Genomic DNA, 12975 nt, shown 5'->3' with positions numbered 1-12975 from the left:
GGTGACGAGCGCTCCCTCCGAGGCGCAGGACGTGATGGGGAGGCCCCGTGCGACGCTGGATTCTCGGTGTTCCCGTAGCGGTCCTGATTCCGCTCCTCGCCGGCTGTTCCGCGGCTGTGGCACCGCCCGTGGCGCAGCCGCAGCCACAATCGCCGCCGCCGACCGCGACCCTCGTGGGCCTGGGGGATTCGATCCCGGCCGGTGACGGATGCCCCGGCTGCACGCCGTTCGTGGAACTGTTCGGCGATCAGCTGTCCGGCGACGACGCGCTGCCCGTGCAGGTGGCCAACCTGGGTGTCGGGGGCTGGACCAGCACCGACCTGCTCGACTCCCTCGATCCCGGCGAATACGACGCCGACGCCGTCCGCGACGCCGACCTCGTCACCGTCACGATCGGCGCCAACGACTTCTACGCCGAACTCGACGACTACCTGGGCGGCGACTGCGGTGGCGACGACGGGCTCGGCTGCTTCGAACCCGTCCTCCCGCAGCTGCAGACCACGCTGACGTCCGTGCTCGACCGCATCGCCGAACTGCGGGCCGGTCAGCCGACCGCGGTGCTGGTCACCGGGTACTGGGACGTCTTCCCGGACGGCGACGTGGCCCGCGAGTTGTACGGTCCGCAGTTCCTCCGGGACAGCGCCGTGCTGACGTTGCGCGCCAACGACGTCATCTCGGAGGTCGCGGGCGCGGAGGGCGCCACGTACGTCGACCTGTTCAGCACGTTCAAGGGGGCGTGGGGCGACGGCGACCCCACCGGACTGCTGGCCGACGACGGCGACCACCCGAACCAGATCGGGCACCAGCTGATCGCCGACGCGTTGTCGTCCGCAGCGGTCGCGGGATCAGGCTCCGCCGACGTGTCGGCGTTCACGTCGTCCGAGTGGTCGCCGCGCTGAGCTTGCGCCTGCGCACCACCGCATCGACGACGGACAGGATCAGCACCACGACCGTCGCTGCGCCGAATGCCGCTACGGACAGGTTCTGCCGCGGCGGGCGGAACGTCACGACCAGTTCGTGGTCACCCGGCGGCACCGACACCTCGAGCAGACCGTGCCACCCCGCGGTCGCGTCCACCGGCTCGCCGTCGACGGTGGCCGAGTAGCCGGGCCACGCGAGGCGCGCGAACCAGACGGTGCCGCCGCTCCCTGCCACCCGCACTGTCTCCGTCGCCGCGCTCGTGTCGGACGAGAGCACCCGGACGCCGTCGGACGCGAACGACACGCGTCCGGGCAGGGGCAGTGGCCGGTCCCGCTGCAACACCGTCCGGGAGTCGCTGCGTTCGGTGACGTGCCAGCCGGGTGGGGTCGGTGCCGTCGCGACCTCGGGCACGAGCCCGTGCTCCACGACGAGCGTCGACACCCGGAGGTAGTCGATCAGCGGGATCGGGATGTCCGCGTTCACCGGCTGCCACAGCGCCCCGTACACCCCGGGGCAGACGGCGCCGCGGTAGTCCATGCACAGGGCTTCCTGGAACTCGGTGAACCCGATGCCGGTGTAGGCGTTGATGCTGCCCTCGACGGACGAGGCCATGATCTCGTTGCCGAACAGAATCCGGCCGGCGGTGACGTCCTCGTGGGACGTGTCGTCCAGGTCGGCGAGTTGCAGCACGGTGCCCTGGTAGCGGTCCGTCTGCTCGGACAGCACCGATGTACTCGCCGGGTCGACGCGGCTGCCGCGCTCGACGTCGTGGGTGAGGGACCAGACCTGCGCGGCGGCCACCACCACGGTGCCCAGGACCAGGGCGGCGACGAGAGCATTCGGGCCCCGCGTGCGCCAGCCGGTGTACGCGAGCACGCACAGCGCCGCGACGAGCAGCGCGAACAGGGTGTGCCGCAGCGTCAGGGCGGGTGAGGACGAGAACGCCAGGTAGAAGCCCAGCGCGATCAGCACCGCCGACGCCGTAGCCCGGTGACGCACCCGGTCGCGCGCGATGCCCAGCGACATCGCGAGCGCCAGGCCGATCACCACGCACAGGTACAGGTATTCGACGAGCCGGATCGGCCACCGGAACATCCCGACGTTCGACGGTCCGAACGTGAAGAGGAAGTAGACGACCGCGATCACGAGCAGGCTGATCAGTGGTCGTCCGTGCGCGCGGCGGAACTCCGCGGACGCGAACAGAGTGCGGATCCGGCCCCACGGCAGCCACGGCAGCAGTGGCAGCACGAACCACGCGAGGTACAGCGACGGGATCACCTCGACCGGCCCGCCGAACGTCATGATGACGGGGAGATACGACGGGCTGCTCAGTCCCGCGAGGCCGCCGATCTGCGGCTGCAGGAACGTGTCGTTGAAGATGCCTGTGCTGCCTGCGCGGGTGGTGACGTCGACGCTGAGGAACAGCGGCAGGTACGTCACCAGCGCGGCGGTGCCCGCGCACGCGCCGGTGACGACGAGCACGAGCAACCGGAAGAACTGCCGCTGTGTGAGGAGACCGATCCCGATGCCGAGGAGTACGACGACGGCGCCGAGCGCGGCGTACGGGTTGCCCATGCTCACCGTCAGCGCGCCGATCACGAAGGTGACCAGCGGGTTCGTGCGACCGCGGGAGAGGCGGAGCGCCGACCACCAGAACAGCGTCACCCACGCGACGGCCATCATCCCGGACGGCCAGCCCGCCGCCTCGTAGAACAGGGTGAAACCGCTGAACGGAATGGTCAGTCCGGCGAGGACCGCCGGACCGCGGTGAGCACCGTATTCGCGGCACAGCAGATACGTGGCGAGGGCGAACAGCGCGAGGAACTCGGCCATGATCACGAACGCCGCGACGGACAGGTTCTCGAAGTTCGCGGCCAGGATGTAGTTGGCCAGGTTGACCGGGTTGTAGAGGCCGTACGCGGCCTCGCCCGCATAGTTCCCGCCGATCCAGGCGTCGGGATTGACGGTGAGCCACCGCCCGGCCAGGAGTTCCGTGCCGATCCGGTGCCAGGACGGCACGAACGATTCCAGCATGTCGCCGCCGTAGTAGAAGCGGTCGTACACGATCCGGGGAATCGTCGCGATTGCCGCGGCAGCCACCGCGACTGCCAATGCCACCATCCACTCGGGCATGCGGTGTATCGATCGGGTGAACGTCGAGGACACGGACGCGGAGGGTGCCACGGACTCCGAGCCTACGAGTTAGGCTGCGCCCGTGCGCCTTTTCGGTTGTTCCCACGACCAGAAAGGCGCACGTGCGCCGAAGGCGCTGTCGGTCGTCATCCCCGCCTACAATTCCGCCGCCGTCATCGAGCAGACCCTCCACCGGCTGGCCGAACGACTGGCCGGTCACGACGTCGAGATCATCGTGGTGGAGAACGGCTCCACCGACGACACCGTGGACATCTGCGGCCGCCTGGCCGCCGACTGGGCACCCGGACCCGTGTCGCTGACCGTCCTGCGGAGCGAGAAGGGCATGGGCAACGCGTTGCGTACCGGAGCGGAGGCGAGTCGCGGCGCGCACGTGCTGCTGACCGCCGACGACCTGCCGTTCGGGTTCGACGACCTCGACGGCGCCGAGACGCTCGCCGCCGGCCACGACGGCCGACTGCCCGAAGTCGTGATCGGTTCCAAGGCCCACCCCGACTCGCAAGTGCGACGCGGCGCGCTCCGGGGAACCCTGACGTGGGGTTTCGCGGCGCTGCGCCGCGTGGTTCTCGGGATGCGCACGGGCGACCCCCAGGGCACCGTCCTGATGGACGGCGACCTCATGCGCAGACTGGTTCCCGACCTCGTCGAGCCCGGGTTCCTGTTCACCACCGAACTCGTCTACCTCGCGGAGCGGGCGGGCATCGTGCCGGTCGAGGTCCCGGTGCGTCTGAGCGCCGATCACGACAGCCACGAAACCCGCATATCCAGGGCCGATGTGCTCGCGATGGGGGTGGGGCTGTTCCGGCTGCGGGCCCGTCACCGGGACGGAGGGCGCCTCGCATGGTCGGGGAGCGCGTCGCGGGGTTGATACCCTGCGAACCGAGAAGAGGATCGTGCCGTCGCCGTGGCGCGGTCCAGCCCACCTCTCGCGGGGAACAGTAGGAGCACTATGAACGAGTCTGCGTCGGTAGCACCTGTGGACGGGAGCACGGCCGCGGTACGGAGTGCTCTCACCGAGCATCGCGCACCCGACCGCCTCGTGGTGGCGCGAGGTCTCTTCACGGGACCGACCACCCGGGTCAAGGACGACCTGTACGCCAGGATCGTCAAGGGCCGCGCCCACCGCGAGCGCCACGTCGTGAACCTCGAAAAGGGTGCGACGGTCGACACCGACACGTACTTCGGCCGGTTCGCGGCCAGCTACTACCAGCGCTGGACCACGGTCACCGACGTGACCGTCGGGTTCCACCACGAGGCCGACGGACGCGCCGTGGTGGCGCTGCGCGGCTCCGATTCGGGCGGGAACTCGCGCATCCTCGCGACGACGCAGATCGACGGCTCGGGCACGGCGACGCTGTCGGCGAAGCTGGACGCGTACCTCGACGGCGGCTCCCTGTGGGTGGAGTTCACCGCCGTCGACGGCCCCCTCGCGGTGAGCGAACTGGAGTGGACCGTCGCCGCGCCGTCGGTGATCCGGCCCGCCGCGATCGCGATCTGCACGTTCAACCGCGCCGACGACTGCGCCGAGACCGTCGCCGCCATCGCGAACGACTCGACGATGGCGTCCGGCATCGACGCCGTGTACGTGGTCGACCAGGGCAGCGACCACGTGTCGGACCGGGAGAAGTTCACCGAGGTCGCCGAGATCCTGGGCGACAAGCTCGTCTATCTGCGGCAGCCGAATCTCGGCGGGGCCGGCGGATTCACCCGCGGCATGTACGAGGTGTCGGGCATCAACGAGCACGCCAACCTGATCCTGATGGACGACGACATCCTGTGCGAGCCGGAGTCGATCCTGCGGATGAACGCATTCGCCAACGTCACCACGGAGCCGACTCTCGTCGGCGCGCAGATGCTGTACCTGATGAACCCGGAGCACCTGCACGTCAGCGCCGAGGAAGCGGACCTGTCGAAGCTGAAGGCGGGCCGCTGGGCGGCCGGGTCGCGGCACGACATCAACCTGATCAAGAAGAAGCAGCACAAGCGCGTCGACGCCGGCTACAACGCGTGGTGGTCGTGTCTGATCCCCGCCGAGGTGGTCGCGCAGATCGGGCTCCCGCTGCCGATGTTCTTCCAGTGGGACGACATCGAGTACGGCATCCGCGCCCGCGCCGCCGGATTCGTCACGGTCACCCTGCCCAACGCCGGTGTGTGGCACGCGGACTTCCACTGGAAGGACCGCGACGACTGGGCCAAGTACTTCAGCATCCGTAACTCGCTGATCGCGGCCGCGCTGCACAGTGACTTCGACGCCAAGTCGCTGAGCAAGAGGATGACGCGGGAGATCACCCAGTACCTCGTGTCGATGCAGTACGGGTTGGCGTACACCATGATTCGCGGTATCGAGGACTTCCTCGAGGGCCCGAAGGTGCTCGAGGACGGCGGTCAGGCCGTGCTGGCGTCGATCCGTGAGGAGCGCAAGCGGTTCCCCGAAACCGTCAAGCACCCCGCGTCGAACATTCCCGGTGTCCGCAACTCCGACCTCGTCACCCGGTACGCCGGTTTCGAGCCGGACAAGAGCAAGATCGACCTCGTCCTCGCCAAGCGGGCCGCGTACCAGTGGCTCGGCCGCACCCAGCACGGTGTCGCGAGTATCCCTGTGGCCGAGGCACACTGGTGGCACGTGTCGTTGTTCGACACCGCGGTCATCACCGACGCCTCCCAGTCCGGGGTGCGGGTGCGCCGCCGCGACAAGGAGACGGCCCGGGAGCTCACGGCCCGGACGGCGAAGCTGATGAAGCGGTTCCGCGAGGATGCGGCGTCGACGCAGCGCCAGTACCGGGATGCGTTGCCGCAGCTCACCAGCCGGGAGAACTGGGCTCGCCTCTACGGTCAGTGACGTCGGCCGGACCGTTGCAGGCCCGCGATGTGCGGGGGCTGCTCCGGGATTCGTTCCTCGTCTTCGCTGTCGGTGTGGTGCTCGGCGCGGCGTGGAGTTGGCGTCCGTCGTTCTGGTACGACGAGGTCGCGACGCTGTACTCGAGTCAGCGGTCCCGGCCCGACCTGTCGAATCTGCTCGGCCACATCGATGCCGTGCACGGGCTGTACTACGTCGGGATGCGCTACTGGTTCGCGACGTTCGGTGCCTCCGAGTTCTCGGCCCGGTTCCCGAGCGCCCTGGCCGCGGGCGCGGCGGGCGCAGGGGTGGTGGTGCTCGGTGCGCTGATCTCGACCAGGCGGGTGGCGGTGCTGTCCGGGATCCTGTTCGTGATCCTGCCCAGCGTCACGTGGGCGGCCGCGGAGGCTCGCGGCTACGCGGCCACGGCGGCGGCCGCGGTCTGGCTGACCGTGATTCTCCTTGCGGCACTGAGTCTCCGGCGGTGGTGGCTGTGGGCGCTGTACGCCGCCGGCCTGGCGGTGTCGATCGTGTTGTTCGTCTACCTGATCACCCTCGTTCCCGCGCACCTGCTGACGATCCTGCTGCTGCGCGAGGCCCGGCGGTCCTGGCTCGGTTGGACGTCGGCCACGGCGGCGGGGGCGGTGGTCGCGGCGCCGTTCGTGGCACTGGTGCGCCGCGAATCCGTCCAGGTGGCGTGGATCCCGCCGCTCGACGGGCATCTGCCGCGGGCCGTCGCCGAGTACCAGTGGTTCGTCGGCGCACCGTGGTTCGCGGTGCTGTTCGCCGTCCTGGTGGTGGCCGGGTCGGTGGCGCTGGTGCGCGGTCGCCGGCTGCCCCCGGTGCTGTCCGTCGCGCTGCCGTGGATCGCGGTGCCGACGGCGGCGCTGCTCGCGTATTCGCTTCTGCGCAGCCCGGTGTATCTCCCGCGGTACTTCACATTCACGACGCCCGCGGTGGCCCTTGTCGGCGGACTCTGCCTGGCCGCCCTGACCCGGAAGTGGTGGCAGTCCGCCGCGGTGATCGCGGTGTTCGCGGTGGCCGCATCGCCGAGTTACCTCGACCAGCGCGAGCAGTGGGCGAAACCCAGCGGCATGGACTTCAGCACCGTCAACGGTTTCGCCGGGGAACACCTCCGCCCCGGCGACTGCGTGCTGTTCGACAAGCCGGCCTGGAACCCCACATCGCTGCGGCTCGTGAAGAACGTGCGGCCGGAGGCATTCGACGGCACCCGCGACATCGGGCTCGGGACCACGGCCGCGAGCCGGGGGTCGCTGTGGGACGACGAACTCGCCGTCCCGGACCTCGCGGGCCCGATCGACTCCTGCTCCGTGGTCTGGTTCTTCACCGACTACGACCGCGACACCGAGCGCGTCATCCGGCACACGTCCAACGAGGTGTGGACGCTGCCGCCGTACCACTTCGAGGACACCGAGGCGTTCGCCGTGCTCGCGCGGTCCGGGCTGCGGATCGACGAACGCGCGACGTTCAACGTCACGCAGGCGGTGAAGCTGGTGCGGTGATCCGCACGACCACCTGCTCGTGGTTCGCGGTGTAACTCAGGTACTCGAAGCGGACGCCGGTGCGGTCGACGAACTCCGTCCACGCCCGGTACTCGTGCTCCTGCCAGCCCGGGAAGTTGAAGAACTCGTCGAACACGATCACCGTGCCCGCGACCAGCCGCCGTTCGAGCCGGTCGAGCACCGACTTCGTGGACGAGTACAGGTCGGCGTCGAGATGCACGAACGACACCGGTCCAGGGTGCTTCTCGAGGAAGCCCGCCAGCGTGTCCTCGAACAGTCCGGGCACCAGCTGCGCGCCCCGCACGTGCGGCAGTTTCTGCTGCGCGAACTCCCCGGCGGGAAATCCGGTGCGCCAGGTCTGCGGCAGACCGGAGAACACGTCGAACCCGAACACCTCGTGCTCGGCGTCCTTCAACTGTTCGACGATGATCCGGAGCGTGGTGCCCGACGCCACCCCGAACTCGAGGGCCAGTCCCTCGACCTCCACCTGCGACAGTCCGTAGCGCAGTGTGTCCTGCGGATTCCAGAACACGGGCGCCTTCGGCATGTGCTCGAGCACGAACGCCGCGGCCTCGTTCGTGGCCCGCACGTCCAGCGCCTGCGTGATGTCGCGGCGGGCCTGCTGCTCGAGTTCGCCGAGCCGCTGCTGGACGTCGGAGATCTCCATGCGGGCATCGGACAGCTCGGACAGCACCCGCGCGAGTTCCTGGTTGGTCGCGCTCAGCTCGGCCAGGGTCTGGTCGTGCTGGTTCTCGGTGAGCTCGCGGGACCGCCGATCCGATTCGGCCACCACCTCGGACATGGCACGTTGAAGCTTGAGACGGGCCTTTCTCCGAAGATCGAACATATACCCATGTTGCCAGTCCGCATCCCGGCTCACCGCTCGAACCGGGATGCGGGTCGGCGCCCGTGTCAGTGACCGCGACTGCGGTACATCTGACGTTGCCAGCGGGCGATGCTCTTCCACTCGCGTTCGCGCTCGGCCCGGAGCCTCGCGTCGGTGCGTGACGCGATCCAGCCGTTCTCGCGAATCAGCTTGCGGTAGCTGGCGAGCCTGCGTTCGGGCAGTGCGCCACGCTCCAGCGCGTCGAGCACCGCGCAGCCGGGTTCCGTCCCGTGCGAGCAGTCCGCGAACCGGCACTGCGCCGCGAGCTCCTCGATCTCGGGAAACGTCTTGTCGATGCCGTCGGCGGTGTCCCACATGCCGACACCCCGCAGTCCCGGCGTGTCGATCAGGGCACCCCCGGAGGGCAGCGGCAGGAGTTCGCGGTGCGCCGTCGTGTGACGTCCCTTGTGGTCGCCCTCGCGGACACGACCGGTGGCGAGCACGTCCTCGCCGAGCAACGCGTTCGCGAGCGTCGACTTGCCCGCGCCGGACGGTCCGATGAGCGTGACCGTTCCGTCGATGACGGCGGTGAGGACGTCGATGCCGTCGCCGGTGTCGGCGCTCACCGCGAGCACCGTCGCACCCGGCGCCACTGCCGCCACCTCCGCGGTCGCGAGGGAAACATCCTGCACGGTATCGGATTTGGTGAGCGCGACCACCGGTTGGGCGCCGCTCTCCCACGCCAGGGCGAGCAGGCGTTCGATGCGTCCGAGATCGAGGGCGGTGTCGAGTGCGGCGGCGATCACCACCGTGTCGACGTTGGCCGCGAGGAGCTGGCCCTCCGACCGGCCGGACGCGGACGACCGGACGATCGCGCTGCGCCGGGGGAGCAGGTCGGCGACGGCAATCTCGTCACCGTGAGGGTGGAGCGTCACCCAGTCGCCGGTGCAGAGCGGGTGCTCGCCCGCGAGCGCGCGGACGACGCCCGCGGGCGTCGCGACGTCGCAGCGACCGCGGTCCACGCGGATCACCCGACCGGGCTCGCGACCGTCGGCCGGGTAGTTGTCGAAGGTGTCGGAAAGTGTGTCGTTCCAGCCGTAGGGCAGGAGTTGTCCAGGGTCGAACATGGTGGGTGTGATCCTCGGGTCGATGAGTGCCGACCGGACCACTGCGCGGGTTCGGTCAGGCGAGGGGGAAGGGGGAGTGGACGCACACGGCGTCGACCGACGAGACAGTCATCGGACACTCACTCCTTCGCGACACATCGAGATTCTCAGACCGGAACCCCACGATGCTCCCACCCGGCGGAACCCGGACGCAACCGGATTACGGGCGCTCGAACCGCTCCTGACGGCCCAGCTTCCGCAACCGCATCCACTCACGCAGACCCTGCGGATCACGCCTCGTGACGAGGAAATACCACCCGAACCGCACCCACTCCTGCGGCAGCAGCTTCCGCATGCCCGGCTGGGACAGCAGATAGCCGCGGTTGCGGTAGGTGAAGAACCGCTTCGTCTCGTTGTCCGGGTACTGGGTGTGCATCCGGCCCCCGAGGATCGGCTTGAACTCCTCCGCGCCGTTCGGGTGCACGTACGCCGTCTGCAGGCAGGTGCCGAAAGGCAGCCCCGACCGCACCAGCCGGCGATGCACCTCCACCTCGTCGCCGCGGACGAACAGACGCAGGTCGGGAACGCCGACCGTGTCGATCGCCGACGCGCGGAACAGGGCGCCGTTGAACAGCGACGCGATGCCCGGCAGCAGGTCGGCGGAGTCGTCGCCGTCGGCGAACAGTTCGGAACGCAGCCGTCGCCACTCCACCCCGCGGCGCAGCGGGAACGCGAGACGGTCGGGGTCGTCGATGTCGCAGACCACGGGGGAGACCTCGGCCAGCCCGTGCCGTTGCGCGCAGTCGAGCAGCGTCTTCAGGACCTTCGGCCCCTCGGGCCGTCCGTCGTCGTCGGCGAGCCACACCCAGTCGGCGCCGAGCGAGAGGGCGTACAGGATGCCGAGCGCGAAACCGCCCGCCCCGCCCAGGTTGTGCTGCGAACCGAGGTAGCTGACGGGGATCCCGGACGATTCGACGAGCTCACGCACGTCGTCCTCGGCGGCGTTGTCCACGACCACCAGATGGTCCAGCGGACGCGTCTGCGAGCCGAGGACCTTCAGCGACTCCGCCAGCAGTTCGCGGCGCTTGTGGGTGACGACGACACCGACGATCCGCTCGGCAGCAGCGCTCACGCGGACTCCGCCTCGGCTTCCGCGGCTGTACGAACGGGACGCTCGTTCGATCTGTCGCTACGGGCGTCCCGTTCGGCCGAAGCGGTGAGCCCGGACTTCTCCCGGTCCATCTCGTAGATGACGTGGCGGACGTGGTCGGCGGCGTCGTCGCCCTCGTACGCGCGGACGACGTCCTCGATGCCGCCCTGCTGCCGGATCTGACCGTGGTCGATCCACATCGCCCTGTCGCAGAGCTGGGCGAGGAATTCGTTGGAGTGGCTGGCGAACACCAGGATGCCGGAGCGCTCCACCAGCGCCTGCAGACGCACGCGTGCCTTCTTCATGAACTCCGCGTCGACGGCGCCGATGCCCTCGTCGAGCAGCAGGATCTCCGGGTCGATGCTGGTGACCACACCCATCGCGACGCGCACGCGCATACCGGTGGAGTACGTGCGCAGCGGCATCGACAGGTACTCGCCCAGCTCGGTGAACTCGGCGATCTCGTCCATCTTCGCGAGCATCTGCTTGCGGGTCTGCCCGAGGAACAGTCCGCGGATGATGATGTTCTCGTAGCCGGAGATCTCGGGGTCCATGCCCACACCGAGGTCGAAGACCGGGGCCACGCGGCCGCGGATGCTCGCGCTGCCGCGGGTGGGTTCGTAGATGCCGGACAGCAGCCTCAACAGCGTCGACTTGCCGGCGCCGTTGTGGCCGACCAGGCCGATCCGGTCGCCTTCCTTCAGCGACAGGTTGATGTCGCGCAGGGCCTCGACCACCACGACGTCCGAGTTGTTGCGCCCGATCGACCCGCCGGCCTTGCCGAGGAACGCCTTCTTCAGCGACCGGGACTTGGCGTCGAAGATCGGGAAGTCGACGCAGGCGTCCCGCGTCTCGATACTCACATGCTCTGTCATTGCTTCAGACCCCTAAACCCAGTAGGGCACTCGGGCCCGGTACTTGCGAAGCGCGAGGATGGCGGCGGCCCACCCGACGACGGTGATGGCCAGCACGATGTACCAGTGGTACGCCTGCTGGTCCTGACCGATCATGGGCGCGCGCACGATGTCGAGGTAGTGGAACAGCGGGTTCAGCTCGGCGAGCTTGACGCGCTCGGCAGCCTGCCCTCCCTGGGCTTCGAGGCTCTGCGTCGTCCACATGATCGGTGTCAGCACGAACAGCAGCAGCGTCATGCTGCCGAGGATCGGCGCGATGTCCCGGTACCGGGTGGAGAAGATGCCGAACATGATCGACACCCACGCCGCGTTGACGACGATCAGCGCGATCGCCGGGATCGCGGCCAGCGACATCCAGGTCAGGTGCCGCCACACGCCGAACGCGAACAGCATGACCACGTAGATCACCAGGTTGTGGGCGAACAGCAGCAGCTGCCGCCACACCAGCCGGTAGACGTGGACGCTCAGCGCCGACGGCAACTGTTTGATCAGCCCCTCGTTGGCGATGAACACCTCGGATCCTTCGAGGATGCTCGCGCTGATCAGGTTCCAGACGATCAGACCCACGGTGACGTACGGCAGGAACTCGTCCAGCGGGATGTCCAGCAGGGCGGAGTACAGGATGCCCATCGCCGCGGCCTGCACGCCGGTCGCGATCGTGATCCAGAACGGGCCGATCACCGACCGGCGGTAGCGCTGCTTGATGTCCTGCCAGCCGAGGCTCAGCCACAGCTCGCGCTGAGCGAAGCCGTCCCTGAGGTCCTTGAACGCGCGACGGAAGGTCTGCGAGTCGGACGCCGGGAGCGGGCCGCCTGCGGCCTCGGTTTCGATAGCGGATGCTGACACGGGCACCGAGCCTACCGGGAGTCGAGTTCCATGCTGTTTCGCCCGTTGCTACAGGTACTGGCCGGTACCGCTCGACTGCGACCCCGGATCGTGATGCGCCCCGTGCGGGTTGCCCATGCTGATACCCGGAGGCAGTGCTCCCTGACGCATCTGTTCGAGCTGGGAGCGGGCCGCCATCTGCTGGGCGAACAGGGCCGTCTGGATGCCGTGGAACAGTCCTTCGAGCCACCCCACCAGCTGCGCCTGCGCGATGCGGAGTTCGGCGTCGGTGGGGGTGGTGTCGTCGGTGAAGGGCAGGGTGAGACGTTCGAGCTCGTCGCGCAGCTCGGGGGCGAGGCCCTGCTCGAGCTCGTGGATCGACGACTTGTGGATCTCCTTCAACCGGTTGCGGCTGGCGTCGTCGAGCGGTGCGGCGCGCACTTCCTCGAGGAGCTGTTTGATCATCGTGCCGATGCGCATGACCTTGGCCGGCTGCTCCACCATGTCGGCCACCGACTCCGTGCCGTTGCCGTTCGCGTCCGCGGCGGATTCGGAGCCCTCGGGCTTGGTCGCGGCCTCGGCGACGGGGATGGCCATGGGCTGACCGTCGGGGCCGATCACGACGACGTGTTCATTCTCCGAGTTCGTCATGCCTCCATCTTGGCTGTTCCCGCTCGGCAGTGCGAAGGTGCGTCCGATTTGGGCCCATTCCACCTTTGTTGC

Annotated in this window: 11 protein-coding genes; 4 read left to right on the top strand and 7 right to left on the bottom strand. The window is 68.9% G+C overall.

Going from position 1 to position 12975, the window contains the following annotated elements; genetic code table 11:
* Window positions 1–47 precede the first annotated feature (47 nt).
* A complete protein-coding gene (locus ACNJ7E_RS33000) occupies window positions 48–899 on the top strand; it encodes an SGNH/GDSL hydrolase family protein (RefSeq protein ID WP_280781852.1) in 852 nt (283 codons plus the stop codon).
* On the opposite strand, the gene ACNJ7E_RS32995 is transcribed toward ACNJ7E_RS33000, so the two are convergent.
* A complete protein-coding gene (locus ACNJ7E_RS32995) occupies window positions 871–3054 on the bottom strand; it encodes a glycosyltransferase family protein (RefSeq protein ID WP_418341942.1) in 2184 nt (727 codons plus the stop codon). The two genes, ACNJ7E_RS33000 and ACNJ7E_RS32995, sit on opposite strands and share 29 nt — an antisense overlap.
* Window positions 3055–3136: 82 nt before the next feature.
* On the opposite strand from ACNJ7E_RS32995, the gene ACNJ7E_RS32990 reads away from it, so the two are divergent.
* The 3 genes from ACNJ7E_RS32990 to ACNJ7E_RS32980 all read left to right on the top strand — a co-directional run bounded on the left by ACNJ7E_RS32990 (window position 3137) and on the right by ACNJ7E_RS32980 (window position 7431).
* Complete coding sequence (locus ACNJ7E_RS32990; RefSeq protein ID WP_418341886.1) at window positions 3137–3940, top strand: glycosyltransferase; 804 nt, start codon at window positions 3137–3139, stop codon at window positions 3938–3940.
* An 81-nt stretch (window positions 3941–4021) separates the two neighbouring features.
* The gene (locus ACNJ7E_RS32985; RefSeq protein WP_280781849.1) at window positions 4022–5911 is read left to right on the top strand and encodes a glycosyltransferase; all 1890 of its coding nucleotides are present in this window, start codon (window positions 4022–4024) and stop codon (window positions 5909–5911) included.
* Window positions 5908–7431, top strand: a complete 1524-nt coding sequence (locus ACNJ7E_RS32980; RefSeq protein ID WP_418341885.1) for a glycosyltransferase family 39 protein — start codon at window positions 5908–5910, stop codon at window positions 7429–7431. Before ACNJ7E_RS32985 ends, ACNJ7E_RS32980 begins: the two co-directional genes overlap by 4 nt.
* On the opposite strand, the gene ACNJ7E_RS32975 is transcribed toward ACNJ7E_RS32980, so the two are convergent.
* The 6 genes from ACNJ7E_RS32975 to ACNJ7E_RS32950 form a co-directional block, all read right to left on the bottom strand.
* Window positions 7403–8278, bottom strand: coding sequence for a class I SAM-dependent methyltransferase (locus ACNJ7E_RS32975; RefSeq protein ID WP_105413996.1), 876 nt, complete (start codon window positions 8276–8278; stop codon window positions 7403–7405). The two genes, ACNJ7E_RS32980 and ACNJ7E_RS32975, sit on opposite strands and share 29 nt — an antisense overlap.
* A 65-nt stretch (window positions 8279–8343) precedes the next feature.
* Complete coding sequence (rsgA, locus tag ACNJ7E_RS32970) at window positions 8344–9426, bottom strand: ribosome small subunit-dependent GTPase A (RefSeq protein ID WP_418341884.1); 1083 nt, start codon at window positions 9424–9426, stop codon at window positions 8344–8346.
* Between the two features lie 157 nt (window positions 9427–9583).
* Complete coding sequence (gene glfT1, locus ACNJ7E_RS32965) at window positions 9584–10495, bottom strand: galactofuranosyltransferase GlfT1 (protein WP_280781846.1); 912 nt, start codon at window positions 10493–10495, stop codon at window positions 9584–9586.
* Window positions 10492–11388 carry a galactan export ABC transporter ATP-binding subunit Wzt/RfbE gene (gene wzt / locus ACNJ7E_RS32960; protein ID WP_005571489.1) on the bottom strand — a complete coding sequence of 299 codons (897 nt, stop codon included), beginning with the start codon at window positions 11386–11388 and terminating at the stop codon, window positions 10492–10494. Before wzt ends, glfT1 begins: the two co-directional genes overlap by 4 nt.
* 12 nt (window positions 11389–11400) lie before the next feature.
* The gene (gene wzm, locus ACNJ7E_RS32955; protein WP_280781845.1) at window positions 11401–12273 is read right to left on the bottom strand and encodes a galactan export ABC transporter permease subunit Wzm/RfbD; all 873 of its coding nucleotides are present in this window, start codon (window positions 12271–12273) and stop codon (window positions 11401–11403) included.
* A gap of 48 nt (window positions 12274–12321) precedes the next feature.
* Window positions 12322–12903 (bottom strand): bacterial proteasome activator family protein, encoded by a 582-nt coding sequence (locus tag ACNJ7E_RS32950; RefSeq protein ID WP_280781844.1) that lies wholly within the window; start codon window positions 12901–12903, stop codon window positions 12322–12324.
* Between the last annotated feature and the right edge of the window lie 72 nt (window positions 12904–12975).

Source organism: Rhodococcus mengyinensis (assembly GCF_048381435.1).
In the GTDB taxonomy this organism is placed as follows: Bacteria; Actinomycetota; Actinomycetes; order Mycobacteriales; family Mycobacteriaceae; genus Rhodococcus_F; species Rhodococcus_F opacus_D.
The sequence above is the reverse complement of the archived record's forward strand: the minus strand, read 5'-3'. Positions and strand labels throughout refer to the sequence as shown.

Bases quoted from the DNA above. Each gene is read 5' to 3' on its own strand.
- ACNJ7E_RS32950 (WP_280781844.1), bottom strand. From the start codon at position 12,903: ATGACGAACTCGGAGAATGAACACGTCGTCGTGATCGGCCCCGACGGT.
- ACNJ7E_RS32995 (WP_418341942.1), bottom strand. From the start codon at position 3,054: ATGCCCGAGTGGATGGTGGCATTGGCAGTCGCGGTGGCTGCCGCGGCA.
- wzt (WP_005571489.1), bottom strand. From the start codon at position 11,388: ATGACAGAGCATGTGAGTATCGAGACGCGGGACGCCTGCGTCGACTTC.
- ACNJ7E_RS32975 (WP_105413996.1), bottom strand. From the start codon at position 8,278: ATGTTCGATCTTCGGAGAAAGGCCCGTCTCAAGCTTCAACGTGCCATG.
- ACNJ7E_RS32985 (WP_280781849.1), top strand. From the start codon at position 4,022: ATGAACGAGTCTGCGTCGGTAGCACCTGTGGACGGGAGCACGGCCGCG.